At 71.8% G+C, this 17,421-nt stretch carries 20 protein-coding genes; 11 read left to right on the plus strand and 9 right to left on the minus strand.

The genetic code is table 11. The features are described 5' to 3' along the window. Nucleotides 1-89: 89 nt before the first annotated feature. Both E5N76_RS31415 and E5N76_RS22010 read right to left on the minus strand, forming a co-directional pair. The gene (locus E5N76_RS31415) at nt 90-401 is read right to left on the minus strand and encodes a DUF6978 family protein (RefSeq protein ID WP_408021722.1); all 312 of its coding nucleotides are present in this window, start codon (nt 399-401) and stop codon (nt 90-92) included. After that, nucleotides 398-1,552, minus strand: coding sequence for a threonine synthase (locus E5N76_RS22010; RefSeq protein ID WP_149539487.1), 1,155 nt, complete (start codon nt 1,550-1,552; stop codon nt 398-400). The genes E5N76_RS31415 and E5N76_RS22010 overlap by 4 nt, the downstream gene beginning before the upstream one ends. 47 nt (nt 1,553-1,599) lie before the next feature. Here E5N76_RS22010 and E5N76_RS22015 point away from each other — a divergent pair, with 47 nt between their 5' ends. From E5N76_RS22015 to E5N76_RS22025, 3 genes are all read left to right on the plus strand, one after another. After that, entirely contained in the window at nt 1,600-2,694 is a 1,095-nt protein-coding gene (locus E5N76_RS22015; RefSeq protein WP_149539488.1) for a M20/M25/M40 family metallo-hydrolase, read from the plus strand. A gap of 118 nt (nt 2,695-2,812) precedes the next feature. Beyond that, entirely contained in the window at nt 2,813-3,364 is a 552-nt protein-coding gene (locus E5N76_RS22020) for a glycine zipper family protein (protein WP_149539489.1), read from the plus strand. A gap of 64 nt (nt 3,365-3,428) precedes the next feature. After that, entirely contained in the window at nt 3,429-4,265 is an 837-nt protein-coding gene (locus E5N76_RS22025; RefSeq protein WP_207792068.1) for a hypothetical protein, read from the plus strand. 135 nt (nt 4,266-4,400) lie between these two features. Here the strand turns inward: E5N76_RS22025 and E5N76_RS22030 are convergent, their stop codons facing one another. Then, nucleotides 4,401-5,378, minus strand: coding sequence for a Bug family tripartite tricarboxylate transporter substrate binding protein (locus tag E5N76_RS22030; protein WP_149539490.1), 978 nt, complete (start codon nt 5,376-5,378; stop codon nt 4,401-4,403). 282 nt (nt 5,379-5,660) lie between these two features. Then, nucleotides 5,661-6,395: an SDR family NAD(P)-dependent oxidoreductase gene (locus E5N76_RS22035; protein ID WP_149539491.1), complete on the minus strand. Its 735-nt coding sequence runs from the start codon at nt 6,393-6,395 to the stop codon at nt 5,661-5,663. Between the two features lie 72 nt (nt 6,396-6,467). Between E5N76_RS22035 and E5N76_RS22040 the strand changes: the two genes are divergently transcribed. From E5N76_RS22040 to E5N76_RS22065, 6 genes are all read left to right on the plus strand, one after another. After that, nucleotides 6,468-6,794, plus strand: a complete 327-nt coding sequence (locus tag E5N76_RS22040) for a c-type cytochrome (RefSeq protein WP_149539492.1) — start codon at nt 6,468-6,470, stop codon at nt 6,792-6,794. A 129-nt stretch (nt 6,795-6,923) separates the two neighbouring features. Next, a complete protein-coding gene (gene phbB / locus E5N76_RS22045) occupies nt 6,924-7,646 on the plus strand; it encodes an acetoacetyl-CoA reductase (protein ID WP_149539493.1) in 723 nt (240 codons plus the stop codon). Between the two features lie 216 nt (nt 7,647-7,862). Continuing rightward, nucleotides 7,863-8,093, plus strand: coding sequence for a hypothetical protein (locus tag E5N76_RS22050; protein ID WP_207792069.1), 231 nt, complete (start codon nt 7,863-7,865; stop codon nt 8,091-8,093). 54 nt (nt 8,094-8,147) lie between these two features. Further along, entirely contained in the window at nt 8,148-8,813 is a 666-nt protein-coding gene (locus E5N76_RS22055; protein WP_149539494.1) for a YciI family protein, read from the plus strand. Further along, complete coding sequence (locus E5N76_RS22060; protein WP_187830325.1) at nt 8,813-9,199, plus strand: carboxymuconolactone decarboxylase family protein; 387 nt, start codon at nt 8,813-8,815, stop codon at nt 9,197-9,199. Before E5N76_RS22055 ends, E5N76_RS22060 begins: the two co-directional genes overlap by 1 nt. After that, on the plus strand, nt 9,199-9,807 hold the full coding sequence (locus E5N76_RS22065; protein WP_149539495.1) for a GDSL-type esterase/lipase family protein: 609 nt from the start codon (nt 9,199-9,201) through the stop codon (nt 9,805-9,807). The genes E5N76_RS22060 and E5N76_RS22065 overlap by 1 nt, the downstream gene beginning before the upstream one ends. A gap of 182 nt (nt 9,808-9,989) precedes the next feature. On the opposite strand, the gene E5N76_RS22070 is transcribed toward E5N76_RS22065, so the two are convergent. Continuing rightward, the gene (locus E5N76_RS22070; RefSeq protein ID WP_149539496.1) at nt 9,990-10,328 is read right to left on the minus strand and encodes a phage holin family protein; all 339 of its coding nucleotides are present in this window, start codon (nt 10,326-10,328) and stop codon (nt 9,990-9,992) included. A gap of 92 nt (nt 10,329-10,420) precedes the next feature. On the opposite strand from E5N76_RS22070, the gene E5N76_RS22075 reads away from it, so the two are divergent. Further along, the gene (locus E5N76_RS22075) at nt 10,421-11,332 is read left to right on the plus strand and encodes a DMT family transporter (protein ID WP_149539497.1); all 912 of its coding nucleotides are present in this window, start codon (nt 10,421-10,423) and stop codon (nt 11,330-11,332) included. A 231-nt stretch (nt 11,333-11,563) separates the two neighbouring features. On the opposite strand, the gene E5N76_RS22080 is transcribed toward E5N76_RS22075, so the two are convergent. From E5N76_RS22080 to E5N76_RS22090, 3 genes are all read right to left on the minus strand, one after another. Continuing rightward, on the minus strand, nt 11,564-12,619 hold the full coding sequence (locus E5N76_RS22080) for a Bug family tripartite tricarboxylate transporter substrate binding protein (protein WP_149539498.1): 1,056 nt from the start codon (nt 12,617-12,619) through the stop codon (nt 11,564-11,566). Then, nucleotides 12,616-13,419 carry an SDR family NAD(P)-dependent oxidoreductase gene (locus tag E5N76_RS22085; protein ID WP_149539499.1) on the minus strand — a complete coding sequence of 268 codons (804 nt, stop codon included), beginning with the start codon at nt 13,417-13,419 and terminating at the stop codon, nt 12,616-12,618. The genes E5N76_RS22080 and E5N76_RS22085 overlap by 4 nt, the downstream gene beginning before the upstream one ends. Before the next feature lie 100 nt (nt 13,420-13,519). Then, nucleotides 13,520-14,194 carry a glutathione S-transferase family protein gene (locus E5N76_RS22090; RefSeq protein WP_149539500.1) on the minus strand — a complete coding sequence of 225 codons (675 nt, stop codon included), beginning with the start codon at nt 14,192-14,194 and terminating at the stop codon, nt 13,520-13,522. Between the two features lie 222 nt (nt 14,195-14,416). Here E5N76_RS22090 and E5N76_RS22095 point away from each other — a divergent pair, with 222 nt between their 5' ends. After that, a complete protein-coding gene (locus E5N76_RS22095) occupies nt 14,417-15,649 on the plus strand; it encodes an ABC transporter substrate-binding protein (protein WP_149539501.1) in 1,233 nt (410 codons plus the stop codon). 312 nt (nt 15,650-15,961) lie between these two features. Here the strand turns inward: E5N76_RS22095 and E5N76_RS22100 are convergent, their stop codons facing one another. After that, a complete protein-coding gene (locus E5N76_RS22100) occupies nt 15,962-17,311 on the minus strand; it encodes an MATE family efflux transporter (RefSeq protein ID WP_235907823.1) in 1,350 nt (449 codons plus the stop codon). Between the last annotated feature and the right edge of the window lie 110 nt (nt 17,312-17,421).

Genomic DNA, 17,421 nt, shown 5'->3' on the forward strand with positions numbered 1-17,421 from the left:
AGCCTCGCCTGACCCCGATCCGCCTCGCCCACCGAACAACTCCAACCCGCATCACATTGGAACGGCTACCAAGCCCAGACGAATCGCGCCTATAGACCACGCAACGAAAAATGAGGGGATTCCTGAGACGCCGATCTCCTCCCCGTCGGGGTTTCGGTGAGGGAACCGAAGTCCAGCCTCGCCAGTAAGACCGTGGACCGCGCCCTGTTTTGAAACGTAACTCTCTCAAATTGCACTCGACCTTTGTAAATATCCAGAATAAAATTCTCCTTTCCATCGAAAGACTCAAGATCAACGATTAGCTTTCCACCCATATCAGGCAGATCGAGCTCTGTTGTGCTGGACCTTTTCTTATGCATAAAGAAAAGCATGTCAGCGTCTTCCTGCGAAAGGCCAATCACAGCGCCACCCCCAGCAGCTCGGCGATGCGCGGCGTGGCCTTCAGCCCGCTGCCGGTCAGCACTACCACATTCCTCTGCTCCGGGCTGATGGTCCCGGCCTGCAGCAGCTTGGCGAAGGCCGCCGCCGCCTGGGCGCTGGTCGGCTCCACATAGATGCCGTTCCGCGCCAGCTCGCGCGTCGCGCCGGCGATCTCCGCCTCCGTCAGCATCACCGCCCCACCCTGGCTCTGCCGCAGCACGCCGAGGCATTCGCGCAGGCGCAGCGGCTGGGCGATGGCGGTGCCCTCCGCGATGGTCGGTTGCGGGGCGATGGGCTCCAGCCCGAGGAATTCCCGCGCGATGGGCGCGCACTGCGCCGGCTGGGCGGCGAAGATGCGCGGCAGCCGCTCGATCTGCCCCGCCGCCAGCAGCTCATGGAAGCCGATGCCGCAGCCGAGCACGTTCGACCCCGCGCCGCAGGGCACGATGACGTTGTCCGGTGGCTGGAAGCCCAGATCCTCCCACAGCTCGTAAGCCAGCGTCTTGGTCCCCTGCAGGAAGAATGGGTGCCAATTATGGGAGGCGTAGAAGATATTCGCCGCCTCGCGCAGCGCCGCATCGGCGCAATCCTGCCGGCTGCCTGGCACCAGTTCGATCTCCGCCCCCGCGGCGCGGCTCTGCACCGTCTTGGCCGGGGAGGTGCTGGCGGGGACCATGATCTTCGCCCGCATCCCGCCCGCCGCGGCATAGGTGGCGATGGCCGCGCCGCCATTGCCGGAACTGTCCTCCAGCACCGCCTCCACCCCCTGCGCGCGGAGCAGGGAGAGCATCACCGAGGCGCCGCGATCCTTGAAGCTGCCGCTCGGCATCAGCCATTCGCATTTCAGCAGCGCGGTCGCGCCGGCCAAGGCGCGCGGGAGGAGGTCGCCGGCGATCTCCCGCGGCACCAGCGGGGTGCAGCCCTCGCCCAGGGTGATCGGGTCTCCCGCCAGGGGCGGCAGGGCGGCGCGGTAGCGCCAGAGGCTGCGCGTGCCGCGCTCGATCCGCTCCGGCGTCAGGCCGGGGATGTCGGTCAGCAGCAGCGGCTCCTGCTGGTCGCCGCACCAGCGGGGCGGGTCGAGCGGCCAAGTGCGGCCGGTGCGGGGGTCGAGATAGGCGAGGGGCTCGGGCATGCCGCGAGACTTGCCCTTTGCGCCGCCACCCGGCAAGGCTCCGCCCCATGACCGAGAGTGATATCGCCCGCCTGACCGCCGAGCTGGTCGCCATCGACAGCCGCAGCTCCGTCTCCAACCTGGCCATCGCCGAGCGGATCGAGGCCGAGCTGCCCGGTTTCGAGATCGAAAAGCTGGATTACCGGGACGCCGCCGGGGTGGCGAAGCGGGCGCTGGTCGCGCATCGCGGCCCGAAGGGTGGCTACGCCCTCTCCGGCCATATGGATACCGTCCCGGAGACCGGCTGGACCGAAGACCCCTGGACCCCGCGGCGCGATGCCGAGGGCGTGCTGCACGGCCTCGGCAGCGTGGACATGAAGGGGGCGGTCGCCGCCTGCATCCTGGCCGCCCGCAGCGTGCCGGCGCATGTGCCGGCCACCCTGCTGATCACCACGGATGAGGAGACGACGAAGCAGGGCGCCCAGGCCGTCGCCGCCAGCGAATTCGCCCGCTCGCTCGGCCTCAAGGGCATCGTGGTGGCGGAGCCGACCGGGCTGGCGCCGGTGCGCGGCCACCGTTCCTCGGTGAACATCACCGCGACGTCGCGCGGGGTGCAGGCGCATTCCTCCACCGGCCTCGGGGTGAACGCCAATTGGGCGCTGATCCCCTTCCTGGCGGAGCTGCGGGAGATCCAGGAAACCCTGCGCCACGCCCCGGAATGGCAGGACCCCGCCTATGACCCGCCCTTCTCCGACTTCAACCTCATCATCGACAATCACGGCACGGCGGTGAACGTGACGCCGGCGCTCGCCACCTGCCGCATCAAGTATCGCTCCAGCCATTCCCGCCCGCCGGGGCCGATCCTGGAACGGGTGAAGGCCGCCGCCGCGCGCGCCGGGGTGGAGCTGGCGCTGCGTGCCGAGGGCCCGCCGCCGGAGCTGCCCGTGGAGCATCCGCTGATCCGCCTGGCCAGCGCGCTTTCCGGCCGGCCGGCCGGCACGGCGCCCTATGGCACGGATGCCTCGGAGCTGTCGGCGCTGGCCCCCTGCGTCATCCTCGGCCCCGGCAGCATCGCCACGGCGCATACGCCGCGGGAATGCGTGGCCGTGGCGGCGCTGGAAGCGGCGGTGCCGCTCTTCGCCCGGTTCCTCACGAGCGCGTGACGAACCTCGCCCCATTTCCGCCGTAAGCATTTGTAACGAAAGCGCTGAACCCCGGTCAGGCCCGCCGTGTTAGAAGCCAGCCTGCCCGGATCCGCCGGGCCATGAGAAGACGATCCCCATGATCAGCACCCGTCCGCTTCGCACCCTCGCCGGCCTCGCGCTGCTGGCGCCGCTGGGCCTGGCCGGCTGCACCGTGGCGCCACCCACCGGGCCGCAGGTGCTGGCCATGCCGCCGGCGGGCAAGAACCTCACCATCTTCCAGGGCGAGGATGCGCAGTGCCGCAACTACGCCTCCGCCAGCATCGGCAATACCGATCCGGCGCAGGCGGCGAACCAGTCGGCGCTGGGCAGCGCCGCGGTCGGCACCGCACTCGGCGCCGCGGCGGGGGCGCTGATCGGCTCGGCCACCGGCAATTTCGGCGCGGGCACGGCGATCGGCGCCGGCACCGGGCTGGTCGGCGGCTCGCTGGTCGGCGGCGGCAATGCCCGCGCCTCCGCCGGCGCGCTGCAGCAGCGCTACGACACCGCCTATGCCCAGTGCATGGCGAGCTACGGCAACCAGCTCCAGGCGCCGATCGGCGCCGCCGGCTATGCCTACCCGGCACCCGGCCCCTATTACGCGCCCAGCGGGCTTTCCGTCGGGGTTGGTTACGGCCGCGGCTACTGGTAAGCCGTCACCGCCAGGGTTCCGGGCGCCGCCCTGCCGCGCCGCCCCGGCCTGACGGAGAGAGCCCATGCCTTCGGACAGCCCGTCCTGGACCCCCTGGTCGCCCTGGGATCCGCTGGCGCCGCTCGCCCATCCCAACGCCCCGGCGGGCGGCACCGGGCCGGGCTTCTGCACCCTGCCCGGGCCGGTGGTGGGCGACCATATGTGCCTCAACCTGCCGCATCCGGACAGCCCGGCCGCCATCTACACCTGGCTGGACCCGGCGCGGACGGCGGAGGAGCATGCGGCCCCGAACGACCCGCCAGTCAAGGACCTCAACGACAACGCCCGCAGGCTCGCCGCCGTGGCCTATGGCGAGAGCTCGGTCGCGAACATCTATGAGGAGATGGCGGCGATCGCCAATGTGCTGGTGCGCCAGCAGAAGGCGCGCGGCTACGGGACTGTCTCCACCTTCATCGAGACGAACAAGACCTACGCCTTCGCCGCGCATGACGGCAACCAGCGCTATGCCAGGCTGATGCGGGCGACGCTGAAGCAGATCAACGCCGATGCCGGGATGAAGCTGGCGGTGAAAGGCGCGGTGAACGCGCTCTCCGACAACCCGCAGGACTATTCCAACGGCGCCTATTTCTGGGACGGCGCCGACATCAGGTCCAACTACGCCAAGCACGCCAAGGTGCGGAGGGGCGTGCGCATGACCGACCCCAAGCACAACATCTACGGCATCAAGGACAAGGACGTGCCGGGCGAGGAGTTCTGGCGCGACAAGGACGGCAAGCCGACCAAGAAATCGCGCGGCAAATGGGATTACTGCTACGAATCGACGGCGGCCTGGGGCGGCACCATCTTCTGGAAGTACAATGACGCCTATCTGAAGGCGACGGCGAACAAGGCGCATGACTGAGGGCGGGGGCGCGGAACCTCGGCCGGGCTGAGGCGAGCTGGCTGGCTCCTCGCCGCCCTTCCGTGATTCGGCTGCGGGAGGCGTGCGAAGCCCTGGGTATTCGGGGCCGCCCGGCGCAAGGCCGCGCAGCGGATGCTATTCCAGCTTCAAATCCAGCTCCTTCGCCTTCTGGGCCCAGAAGGCGCTTTCCTGCCGTACCGCTTCGGCGAATTCGGCCAGGGGCCGCTCCGGTGCCGGCTCCAGCCCGTCATGCTCCAGCCTTTCGCGGAATTTCGCCGTGGCGGCGGCGCGCCTGGCAGCGGCGGCAAGCCGCTCGAGCTGCGCCGGCTCCATCCCCGCCGGGGCGAAGACGCCGTGCCAGCCGGTGATGATGGCGCCGGGCAACCCGGCCTCGGTCAGGGTCGGCACCTCCGGCAGGGTGGCGATGCGCTTCTCCCCGGTGACGGCGATGGCGCGCAATTTCCCCTCCCGTACCAGTGGGATGGCCGGCGGCGGGGAGGAGAAATTCATCGTCACCCGCCCCGCCACCACATCCAGCAGCGCCGGCGCGGTGCCGCGATAGGGGACGTGTTCCATCTGCACCTTCGCGGCCTCCGAGAAGAGCAGCCCGGCCAGGTGGTTGGCATTGCCGACGCCGCCCGAGGAATAGGTCAGCTCCCCTGCCGGCCGGCTGCGGATATGGGCCAGCAGCTCCGCCAGGTTCTGCGCCGGCACATCCGGGTGGATGACCAGCAGGTACTGGTAGGAGGAGACCTGCGCGACGGGCGCGAGAGCGGTGGCGAGGTCGATGCGGTCGCCCCGCTGCAGGTGCGGGTTCACCACGATGTTGGTGGAGACGGCGAAGAGCAGGGTGGCGCCGTCCGGCCGCGCCCGCGCGACGGAGACCGAGCCGACATGGCCGGCGGCGCCGCCGCCATTGTCCACCACCACGGTCTGGCCCAGCTCCGGCGCGAGGACCTGGGCGAATTCGCGGCCGGTGATGTCCGTGCCGCCGCCCGCCGCATAGGGCACCACCAGCGTCACCGGCCGCGCGGTCTGGGCCAGGGCCGGCGTAACGGGAAAGGGCGTGGCGAGCAGCGGCGCGGCGAGTAGGGCGCGGCGGGGAAGGGGCATGGCGGGGGTTCCGGTCGGGCTCGGCCGGAGATTGCGGCGGTGGCGATGGGCGCGCAACCGGCGGCGCGCGGCCACGCCGTTGGCGGCTCGCCGCCACCGCCCGAAGCGGGGAGGGGGATGGGTGTCGTCACGCGCTGCCCGGTGCCGGCCGCGGCTTCGCCATGGCCGGCTATGCGAGGCCCCAGGACGCCAGCGACTTCAGGCGTTCCCATGGCGCCGCGCAGCGGCGCCATGGGAAAGAACAGGGGCTCCCACGGAGCCGCGCAGCGGCTTCGTGGGGATTTAAAGGCTCGCCCCGCCATCCACGGCGATCTCGGCGCCGGTGACGTAAGCCGCTTCGTCGGAGAGCAGGAACAGCACCACGCGCGCCACATCCTCCGCCGTGCCCATCCGCCCCAACGGGATCTGCGACAGCCGCTTCGTCCGCTGCTCGTTGCTCCAGACCTTCACCATCTCCGTGTCGATCGGGCCCGGATGCACGGAATTCACCCTGATCTGCTTCGGCGCCAGATCCACCGCCGCCGCCTTCGTCATGCCGCGCAGCGCCCATTTGGTGGAGGAGTAGGCGATGGCGCCCGGGGAGCCGCGCAGCCCGGCCGTCGAGGAGATGTTCACCACGGACCCGCCGCCGCCGCGCTCCATCGCCGGCACCACCGCCTGCATGCCGAGGAAGCAGCCGAGCTGGTTCACCTGGAAATGCCTCTCCCAATGCGCCGCATTGGTCTGCATCAAGGGCAGGGGCTGGTAGATGCCGGCATTGTTCACCAAGCCATGCAGCCCGCCGAATTCCTTCTCCGCCAGCGCCACCGCCGCCGCCCAATCCTCCGCCCGGGTCACGTCCTGGCGGAGGAAGCGGGCGGCCGCGCCGAGCTCCTCGGCCAGGGCCTGGCCCTCCGCCTCCAGCACATCGCCCAGCACAACCCGGCCACCCTCGGCGACGACCTGCCGCGCCTCCGCCGCGCCCTGGCCACGCGCCCCGCCCGAAATCAGCACCACCTTGCCGCTGAACCGCGCCATTCGTCCCTCCCGTGCTTCAAGGTCCCGGCGCAGGATGGACCAGCCGGCGGCGCTACGCCAAGGAGACGCCCGATGCGCCTTTCGCCGACCCTCGCTTTGGCCTTGCTGCTGCCGCCCGCGGCGGCGCGGGCGCAGGATGCCGCGCTGCAGCAGGAACGCCTGGCCTATGGCCGCGCCGTCGCCATCAATTGGTGCGCCAATTGCCATGTGGTCGGCCCCGCCCAGGCCAGCGCGCCCGGCGACGCCGCGCCGCCCTTCGCCGCCATCGCCCGCATGCCCGCCGTCACGGAGATGTCGCTGCGCGCCTTCCTGCGGATGCCGCATGCCGACATGCCCGACTACCGGTTGAGCCAGCCGGAGCTGGACGGCGTCGTCGCCTATATTCTTTCGCTCCGCTGAGCGCGGGGTTGATCGAGGGCAAGGCGCGCGGCGTGAAGGCGCTTGATGCTGCACTGCGATCCGCGCTCATTTGGGCGCATGGGCCGGCGCCGCCGCAGGCTGCGCGCCGCAGGCACGGGAGACAGGGGCATGGCGAGGGTTGCATTGGTCACCGGCGGGCAGCGCGGCATCGGCGCCGCGATCAGCGAGGGGCTGAAGGCCGCCGGGCGGACCGTGGTGGCGAGCTATGCGGGCAATGACGCCGCAGCCGCCGCCTTCACCGAGCGCACCGGCATTCCCTGCATGAAATTCGACGTCTCGGATTATGAGCAATGCGCCGCCGCGGTGCAGAAGATCGAGGCCGAGTACGGCCCCATCGAGATCCTGGTGAACAATGCCGGCATCACCCGTGACGGTACGATGAAGCGCCTCACCCGCAAGATGTGGGAGGAGGTGATCGATACCAATCTCGGCTCCTGCTACAACCTCTGCAAGCTGGTGTGGGACGGGATGACGGCGCGGAAATTCGGCCGCATCGTCAATATCGGCAGCATCAACGGCCAGGCCGGGCAGTATGGCCAGGTGAATTACGCCGCCGCCAAATCCGGCATCCATGGCTTCACCAAGGCGCTGGCGCAGGAAGGGGCGCGGGCGAACATCACGGTGAACGCCATCGCCCCCGGCTATGTGGATACGGAGATGGTGCGCGCCGTGCCGCCGGAGGTGCTGGAGAAGATCGTCGCCCGCATCCCGGTCGGGCGGCTGGGCCGGGCGGAGGACATTGCGCGCGGCGTCGTCTTTCTCACCGCGGATGAGGCGGAGTTCATCACCGGCTCCACCCTCTCCATCAATGGCGGCCAGCACATGTACTAGTTCCCCAAGAAGCCGCTGGCGCGGCTTCTTGGGGGGGCCCGGGGCGCCGTTCTCCGGATGCGTCGCACAGCCTGAAGCGGCAAAGCCGCTTCAGGCTCCGGGCGGCCCGGGTGCAGCTGGGCGCTTGCCGCCTGGCGCTCCGCCGTTCCACCGGAGGGGCGTCGGGAACATCCTGGCGCGCCTGCCGTTGCTGGCGGAGATGGCAGGAGGCAGCCCATGGCCAACAAGCATCCGCAAGGGCCCAACAACCGGGGCGGCGCGATCGACGCGGGCGATACGCCCCGGCCGCCGGACGACCTGAAGCGCAACCCCGGCATCGGCAGCAGCAAGGGCGGCGACCGGGAGGAACTCCTCACCGGTGACAACACCGAGGAAGGCGATGTGATGAACGACACGACGCGGGAAGGCGGCGTCGATCCGGCGCAGCAGGGCCGCACCAACCGGTAGCCTTCGCCGCCATTCGGCGGCATTCTCCCCCGCCGACGCGGCGGGAGAGACAGCATGGCCTATGCGGTGTTCGGCTGGGATGGCGAGGATGACGGCGCCGCCGCCCGGCGCATGGCGGCGCGGGAGCGGCATCTCGCAATCCTCACGGAATGGGCGCGGGACGGGCGGCTGGCGCTCGGCGTGCCGCTCTTCACCGCCGCCGGCAAGGTGGCCGGCTCGCTGATGATCCTCGAAGTGCCGGACCAGGCAGGGCTCGACGCCTATCTGGCGGCGGAGCCGTTCAATGATGGCACGGACCCGGCGGCAAGGGTCTGGCAGCGCGTGGAGGCGCGCCCCTTCCGCATCGCCCCGCTGCCCTACCGCCCGCTGCCGCAGCCGGGCACGCCCATGGCCACCTCCCGCACCCATACCGTCATCCTCGCCATGGACGGCACCGACCCCGGCGCGGAGCAGCGCCGGCTGGGCGTGCGGGAGGCGCATATGGCCCGCGTCAAGCCCATGGCGGCGGATGGCACCCTTTCCCTGGGCGGCGCCATCCTGGACCGGCCGGAGGGGCGGATGATCGGCTCCGTCGTCGTCCTCGCCCGGGACAATGACGCCGCCGCGCGGGAGTGGATGGCGGCCGACCCCTATGTGACGGGCGGCGTCTGGCGGGATGTCACGCTCTACGGCACCCGCTTCGCGCCGCTGCCCTACCGCAAGCTGCCGGGCGCCGCCTGATGCCGCGACTCATCGAATATGACGCGGCGCCGCCCGAGGTGCGCGCCGTGTTCGACGCCATCAAGGCGGCGCGCGGCGTGCCGGACGTGAATAATTTCTGGAAGGCGCTGGCGGTGGATCCGCCCAGCCTGAAGCGCACCTGGGACAGCCTGCAGCAGGTGATGACGCCGGGCGCCCTGGATGCGCGAATGAAGGAGATGCTCTACCTCGCCGCCTCCATGGCTGCGGGCTGCGCCTATTGCACCGCCAGCCACACCGCCGCCGCCCGCCGCGCCGGCATGGATGAGGCGATGTTCGGCGAGCTGCTGGCGGTGGTCGGCATGGCGGCGGAAACCAACCGCCTGGCGGAAGCCCTGCGCGTGCCGATCGACCCGGATTTCGACTGATGCGCGACCTGCGGATCTGCTTCCTCGGCGACAGCTTCACCGCCGGGGCGGGGGATGAGACCGGGCTCGGCTGGGTCGGCCGCGTCACCGCCCATGCCTGGGCGCAGGGCGTGGCGCTGACGCCCTACAATCTCGGCGTCCGCCGGGACACCAGCGCGGACATGCTGCGCCGGGCGGAGGCGGAGGTGCTGGCCCGGCTGCTCGGCAACCCCGGCGATGGGCAGGGGCTGGTGCTGTGCTGCGGCGGCAACGACACCACCTTCCTCGACGACGCGCCGCGCGTGCCGCCGGCGCAGGTGGCGGAGAATGTGGAGCGGATCCTGGCCTGGGGCGTGGCGCGCTGGCCGGTGCTGCTGCTGGGCGTGCCGCCGCTGTGCCATGACGCGGCGCATGATGCGCGGGCCGCGGCGCTGGAGCCGCTGCTGGCGGCGGTGGCGGCGGAGCTGCAGGTGCCTTTCCTGCCCTTGCATGCCGCGCTTTCCGCCACGCCGCACTGGCGCGCCGCGGCGCTGCGGCGGGACGGGGTGCATCCGGACGGCGCCGGCTATGCCGCGCTCGCCGGGCTGGTGGAGGCCTGGCCGGGCTGGCGGGCGATGTTGGCGGGGTAGGCTGGGGAGCTCCGCCGCCCAGCCCCCGGCAGGGGGCGCTGCCCCCGGACCCCGGCGTGAGCTTTGCGCATGACGGTCGAACCAGCAGACTCAAGGCGGGGTCCGGGGGGAAGCTTTCCCCCCGGCGGGGTGCAGGGGCAGAGCCCCTGCCCGGGGTCCGGGGCGGAGCCCCGACCTATTACCTATTCCTCCCGCCCCCTTCCCGTTGCCCAGCTCACCACCGAGACCAGCAGCGCCCCCAGCAGCGCCGGCCCGAACCCCTCCACCCGGAAGCCCGGCAGCAGCCAGGCCGTCAGCCCGAGCATCGCCGCATTCACCACCAGCAGGAACAGGCCGAAGGTCAGCAGCGTCAGCGGCAGGGTCAGCAGCACCGCCAGCGGGCGGATCAGCGCATTCACCAGGCCGAAGACCGCCGCCGCCAGCAGCAGCGAGCCGAGGCCCCTGACCTCGATCCCCGGCACGATCTCGGCCGCGACCCAGAGGGCGAAGGCGGTGAACAGAAGCCGGACCAGGAACCCCATGCCATCTCGCCCCGAAGCTGTCCTGGCGGCATAGAACAGGGTGGCGGCGGGGGAAATGCCCGAAGCCGTGAACCTTCCCCAACCGCAGGAGAATGCCCCTGTCCGCCTCGCGCCGCGCCATCCTTGCGGGCTGCGCCGCCCTTGCGCTCTGGGCCTTCCTGGCGCCGCTCGCGCGCCTGGCCCAGCCCTTGCCGCCGCTGCTCATCACCGCGCTCGGCTTCGCCGCGGGCGGGGGGCTGGGGCTTGCCGTCGTGCTGGCCCGCGGGCGGCTCCGGGCCCTGCGCCAGGGCCCGGCCGCCTGGGCGCATGGGGTGGGGGGGCTGGCCGGCTTCCATGCCCTCTACTTCGCAGCCTTGGCCCTGGCGCCGCCGGTGGAGGCCAACCTGCTGAACTATCTGTGGCCCCTGCTCATCGTGCTGCTCGCGGCGCCGGTCCAGGGGCTGCGCCTCGGGAAGCAGCGCCTGGCGGGGGTGGCGCTGGGGGCGGCGGGGGCGGCTATCCTGCTCGGCGGCGGCGCCCGCTTCCCGGCGGAGGCGCTGGCCGGCTTCGCCTGCGCCCTGGGGGCCGCCTTCACCTGGGCGCTCTATTCCGTCACCGCCGCCCGCTTCGCCCGCGTGCCGACCGAGGCGGTGGCCGGCTTCTGCCTGGCCTCCGCCGCCCTGGCCGGGCTGGCGCATTGGGCGCTGGAGCCGCCGGCGGCGCTGGCGGCGCGGCACTGGCTGGCGGTGCTGCTGCTGGGCGCCGGGCCGATGGGGGCGGCCTTCTTCCTCTGGGATCTCGGCATGAAGCGGGGCGATCCGCGGCTGCTGGGCACGCTGGGCTATGCCACGCCGGTCGCCTCGACCCTGCTGCTGGCCGCGATGGGGGAGGGGCGGCTGAGCTGGCAGGTGCTGCTGGCGACCGCCCTGGTGGCCGGGGGCGGGCTGCTGGCGGCCCTCGCCGGACGCAGCGAGGCCAGGACAAGCGGCCGTCAGGCCGATATCGGCGCGCCCGGCGAAATTTGACGCATATGGCCTGGCTGCCGTGGCGTTGCGGCGACGCCCGTCCATCGGGCTAGAGCAGATCGCCGGAGGGCGGCATCGCCCGGAGGCGTGAAGCTGCTCTACAACCCATAAGCTAGAGGGGTTTCGCGCTGCACAGTCAGCGTGAAACCCCTCTAGGACGGCTGCGCCTGTGTTTCGAGGGCACGCCCAGGCTGACCGCTGCCGGTCAGCGTGAACCTGCCCCCGAGGGCCTCAATCCGGCTTGATGCCCGCCTGCTTCACCACCTCCGTCCAGGCGGCGATCTCCCGTGCCAGCCGGGCGGCGACGGCCGGGGCCTCTGCATAGGTGACGAAGGTGCCGGCCTCCATGGCGCGGGATTGCACGGCGGGGTCGGCCAGCACCGCCTGCACCTCCCGCCCCAGCTTCTCCAGCACCGGCGGCGGCGTGCGGGCGGGGGCGTAGAGCGCGTACCAGACATTCACCGGCATGTCGGCGATGCCGGCCTCCGCCAGGCAGGGCACTTCTGGCAGGGCCGGGTGGCGCTGCTGGCCGGTGGTGGCGATGGCGCGCAGGCGGCCGTCCCGGACGAAGCCGATCACCGGCGGCGGGGAGTTCATGTAGAATTGGATGCGCCCGGCGATCAGGTCGCTGATCGTCTCCCCCGTGCCGCGATAGGGGACATGCACCAGGTCGATGCCGGTGCGGCGCTTCAGCAGCTCCGTCCCGAGATGATGCAGCGAGCCATTGCCGGCCGAGGCGTAGTTGAGCTGGCCGGGCCGCTGCTTCGCATAGGCGACGAATTCCGGCAGGGTGCGGACCGGGAGGGAGGGATGCACTAGCATCACCTGCGGCGTGTCGGTCAGCAGGGCGACGGGGGCGAAATCCTTCTGCGGGTCGAGATCGGCGACGCCCTCCACCGCCGGCCTTCCGGTCATGGTGCCGGAATAGCCGACCGTCAGCGTATGGCCGTCCGGCCGGGCGCGGGCGGCGGCGAGCAGCCCGATGCTGCCATTGCCGCCCGGCCGGTTCTCCACCACCACCGGCTGCCCGAGGCGCTGCGCGAGCGGCTCGGCGATCAGCCGGGCGGAGAAATCCGTGCCGCCGCCGGCGGGGGAGGCGACGAGGATGGTGACGGGGCGGTTCGGAAACGCCTCCTGCCCGCGGGCCGGCAGGGCCAGCAGGGCGGGGGCGGCGAGCAGCGCGCGGCGCGGCATCGGGCCCGGCCGGTGCAGGCCGCCGCGCGATGCGCCGGGCTGTGCCGGCAGCGCCGTGTCAGCGGCGGCGCGCCGGCCACCGGGCGCGCTCATACCGGCCCCGCCGCGGTGAAGCCGCCATCGACGATGATCTCGGTGCCCGTCACGTAGCGCGCCTCGTCGGAGACCAGGTAGAGCACGGCATGGGCGATGTCCCAGGCGGTGCCCATATGGCCCATCGGCACGCTGGCATTGCGCTTGGCGATCAGCGCCTCCGCGTCGTTGGCGCCGAGCTGGCGGACCAGGCGGTGCTCCACCAGCGGGGTGTGCATCAGGCCCGGCACCACCGTGTTGCAGCGGATGCCCTTTTTCGCATAGCCCATGGCGACCGATTTGCTGAAGCCGATGATGCCGGCCTTGCTGGCGGAATAGGCGACATGGACGCGGCCCGAGCCCATGCGCAGCCCGGCCACCGAGGAGAGGTTGACGATCGCCCCCGCGCCCTGCGCCTCCATCACCGGCAGGACGTATTTGCAGCCGAGGAAGGCGGTCTTCAGGTTGAAGTCGATCTGCCGGTCCCACAGCTCCTCCGGCATGTCGGCCGGACCGCCGGGGGCGGAGCCGCCGACATTGTTCACCAGGATGTCGATGCGGCCGAAGCGCTGCATGCAGGCGGAGACGGCGGCTTCCACCGCGGCGCTGTCCAGCATGTCGCAGACATGGGCGCTGGCGGTGTTGCCCTCGGCGGCGATGAGGCCGAGGGTTTCCTCAACGGCTTCGGGCACGATGTCGATGGCGAAGACGCTGGCGCCCTGGCGGGCGAGCAGCACGGCGGTGGCCTTGCCGTTCCCCCAGCCGGGGCCGACGGAGCCCGCCCCGGTGACGATCGCGACCTTTCCGGCCAGGTTGAGCATGCGTTCCTCTCCCCACGGGTGTTGCCTGGAACCCTAGCCCTTGGCGGCGGGAGGGCAAGCCACCGTCCCCTCCCCGGCTGGCGGGGGAGGGGGTGAGAACCTACTCCGCCGCCATGTGGCGGAACATCGCCCGGCGCGCCTCGTCATCCATCTCGGCCTTGAAGGCGTGGCGGTCCTTGATGGCGCTGGCCCGCGCCGCCGCCGGCCGCGCATTGATGGCGGCGAAATGCCGCTGCACATGCGGCACCGCGGCCCAGCCTTCGGCGCCCAGCACATAGGCGGCGGCGCGTTCCCAGCCCCAGGCCGCGATATCGACGATGGAGTAGCTGTCCCCCACCAGCCATTCCCGCGTCGCCAGCCGGTCGTTCAGGATGCCCCAGTGGCGCTTCGCCTCGAAATCGTAGCGGCGGATGGCATAGGGCAGCTTTTCCGGCGCGTGGTTGGCGAAATGCACGCTCTGCCCGGAATAGGGCCCGATGCCGGAGGCGATGAAGAACAGCCAGGAGAGCGTCTCGCCCCGCAGCTCGGCCGGCGGCAGGAACTTGCCGGTCTTCTCCGCCAGGTAGAGCAGGATGGCGTTGCTGTCGAAGACCGGCTTGCCGTCATCGACGATCGCCGGCGTCTTGGCATTGGGGTTGATGGCGAGGAATTCGGGGGTGTGCTGCTCGCCCTTCCGCGTATCCACCGGGATGGCCTCGTAGGGCAGGCCGGATTCCTCCAGGAAGAGCGCGACCTTCATCGGGTTGGGCGCGGTGTGGTAATAGAATTTCAGCATGGCAGGATCCTCCTCCGGCCGGATTGGACGCCGGTTCCGCCTGCCCGGCAAGCGCCGCGCACGCGCCGCGTCACGCCGCGCGCCGCTGCCTCCTGCCCCGGCACGTGCCGGACCCCGCGGTCTTGACAGCAGCCCGCCGGACAAGGCGGATGCGGGAGGCGGCAATGCCGGCCGGACCGACAAAGCGCACCCGTTCAAGCGGTGCCGAGGGGGAAACGAATCATGGCAATGCGAAGGAGAGGGCTGTTCCAGGCGGGTGCCGCAGCGGTGGCGGCCGGCCTGCCATCGGGCACGGCGCGGGCGCAGGGCGCCAATACCATCCGGATCGGCGTGCTCACCGACATGTCGGGACCCTATCGCGACATCAACGGGCCGGTGTCGGTGGCCTGCACCCGCCTTGCGGTGCAGGAATTCGCCGGCCGGGGCTTCGATATCGAGGTGCTCGTCGCCGACCACCAGAACCGTCCGGACGTCGCCCTGAACATCGCCCGGCAATGGTACGACCGCGACGGCGTGGATGCGGTGGCCAATGTCGCCTCCTCCGCCGTGGCGCTGGCGGTCGCCGAGCTGACGCGGGAGAAGAACAAGGTCGCGCTCGCCACCTCGCCCGCGACCTCCGACATCACCGGCCGCGCCTGCACGGCGAATACCGTGCAATGGGTATACGACACCTACATGCTGGCGAATTCCACCGGCGCGGCGACGGTGCGGGCCGGCGGCGACACCTGGTTCTTCATCACCGCCGACTACGCCTTCGGCCACTCGCTGGAACGCGACACGATGAGCTTCGTGCAGGCGGCCGGGGGGCGGGTCGTCGGCACGGTGCGCACGCCGTTCCCCGGGACCACGGATTTCTCCTCCTTCCTGCTGCAGGCGCAGGCCTCGCGCGCCAAGGTCATCGGCCTCGCCAATGCCGGCACGGATACGGTGAACTGCATCAAGCAGGCGGCGGAATTCGGGCTGGCGCGGCGGGGGGTGAAGATCGCCTCGCTGCTGATGTTCCTGCCGGACGTGCATGCGCTCGGCCTGCGAACCGCGCAGGGCCTGGTCTGCACCGAGACCTTCTACTGGGACCTGAACGACCGCACCCGGGCCTTCGCGCAGCGGGCCCGGGCCATGGCCGGGCAGGTGCCGCTGAGCATGATCCAGGCCGGCGAATACTCCTCGGTGCTACACTATCTCAAGGCGGTGGCCGATCTCGGCGTCCGGGCCGCCAAGGCCAGCGGCGCGGACACCGTGGCCCGCATGAAGGCGATGCCCACGGATGACGACGCCTTCGGCAGCGGCACCATCCGCGCCGACGGCCGTAAGCTGCACCCCGCCTATCTCTTCGAGGTGAAGAAGCCCGAGGAAAGCCGCGGGCCGTTCGACTACTACAAGCTGCTGCAGACCACCGACGCCGCCGACGCCTTTCGCCCGCTCAGCGAGGGCGGCTGCGCGCTGGCCCGGGCCTGAGCGCCGGAGCGGGATGCGTTCGCCGTCGCTCACGCATCCCGCTCTGGCTCCTTGTTCGGCCGCGTGATCGGTTGCGGTCGGGTCAACCGCAACCGGTCACGCTCCGGCCCTGCTGCCGCCACCAGGTCAGGGCCGGGGCCGATCTCCTGCCCGCGACCTGCGCCGGCCCGGCCAGCGTCGCAGGCAGGCGGGCCGTTGCAGGCCGTCGCTCCTGCCCGGACTTCTGGGACGTCCGGTCGGATGCGTCCGCCCGGCCGCCATCGCCCGGCGGCGCCCGGGCCGCTGGTGGGAGGATGCGGGGGCGGCGACCCCTCAGCCCAGCGCCGGCGCCGCCGCCAGCCTCGCCCAGCGCCGCAGCATCAGCCCCGCCACCACGGCGAGCCCCGCCGCCAGCCCCAGCCAGATGCCGAGCGGCCCGAGCCCCGCCAGGAAGGCCAGCCCCAGCCCCACCGGCATGCCGAGGCCCCAATAGCCGAGCGCCGCCAGCAGCATCGGCACCCGCGTATCCTTCAGCCCGCGCAGCGCCCCGCTCGCCACCGCCTGCACGCCATCGGCCAGCTGGAACACCCCGGCGACGGTCAGCAGCACCGCCCCCAGCCCGGCCGCGGCGGCGGCCACCGGGTCCCGCTGGTCGAGGAAACCCCAGGCGATCCAGCGCGCGCCCAGCATCAGCCCCAGCGCCGCCGCCGCCATGAAGCCGGCGCCCAGCGCCACCGCCAGCCACCCCGCCCGGCGCGCCCCCGCCGCATCGCCGGCGCCGGTCAGCACCCCGACGCGGGCCGTCGCCGCCTGGCCGATGCCCATCGGCACCATGAAGGTGCAGGCCGCCACCTGCACCGCGATGGCATGCGCCGCGACCGCCGCCGCGCCGAACCAGCCCACCGCCAGCGCCGCGGCGCTGAACACCCCGATCTCCAGCAGCAGCGTGCCGGAAATCGGCAGCCCCACCCGCCAGATTTCGGCGATGCGCGCCGCATCCCAGCGCCAGAACCGCCCGAGCAGGCGGAAGCGGCCGAGCTGCCGGTCCAGCGCCACCACGGCGTAGAGCCCGCCGAACAGGATGAGGTCGGCCAGCAGGCTGGCCAGCCCCGCGCCCGCGATGCCGAACCCGCCCCACGCGCCGGTGCCGAAGACCAGCAGCCAGCAGAACACCGCGTTCAGCCCCACGGCGAGCAGCGTCACCACCAGGGCCGGCCGCGGCCGCTCCATCGCCGCGGTGAAGCTGCGCAGCACGAAGAAGCCGGCGCAGGGGACCAGCCCCCACATCATCCAGTTCAGATAGGTGCCGGCCAGCGCCGCCAGGGCAGGGTCCTGCCCCAGCGCCCGCAGCACCGCCTCCCCCTGCCACAGCAGCAACAGGCAGGGCAGGGTCAGCAGCAGCGCAGCCAGCAAGGCGGCCCGGGCGCCCCGGCGCATCTCCCGCACCCAGCCGCGGCCCGCCCCGCCCTTCAGCCGGCCCCGGCCGCGCGCCTGCGCCAGGATGGGCCCGGCGGCGAAGGCGCAGCCCAGCATCGGCGCCATCACCACCCAGTAGAGGTTGGCGGCCAGCGTTGCCGCCGCCAGCGCCTCGGTGGACAGCCAGCCGAGGATGACGGCGTTGGTCAGCGTCATCGCATGCTGGCTGAGATTGGTCAGCGCCAGCGGCCAGGCGAGCGCGATCAAGGCCCTTACCTCCGCCCCCCGGCTCGGGGGCGGGGCCGTGTGATCCGGTGGTTCCCTCATGCCGCGGCTTGTAGCCCGGCCGGGGGGCCGCCGGGCAGCCCCACCCCCCG

Origin of the sequence: Siccirubricoccus phaeus (assembly GCF_008360935.1) — a bacterium.
GTDB classification, from domain to species: domain Bacteria; phylum Pseudomonadota; class Alphaproteobacteria; order Acetobacterales; family Acetobacteraceae; genus Siccirubricoccus; species Siccirubricoccus phaeus.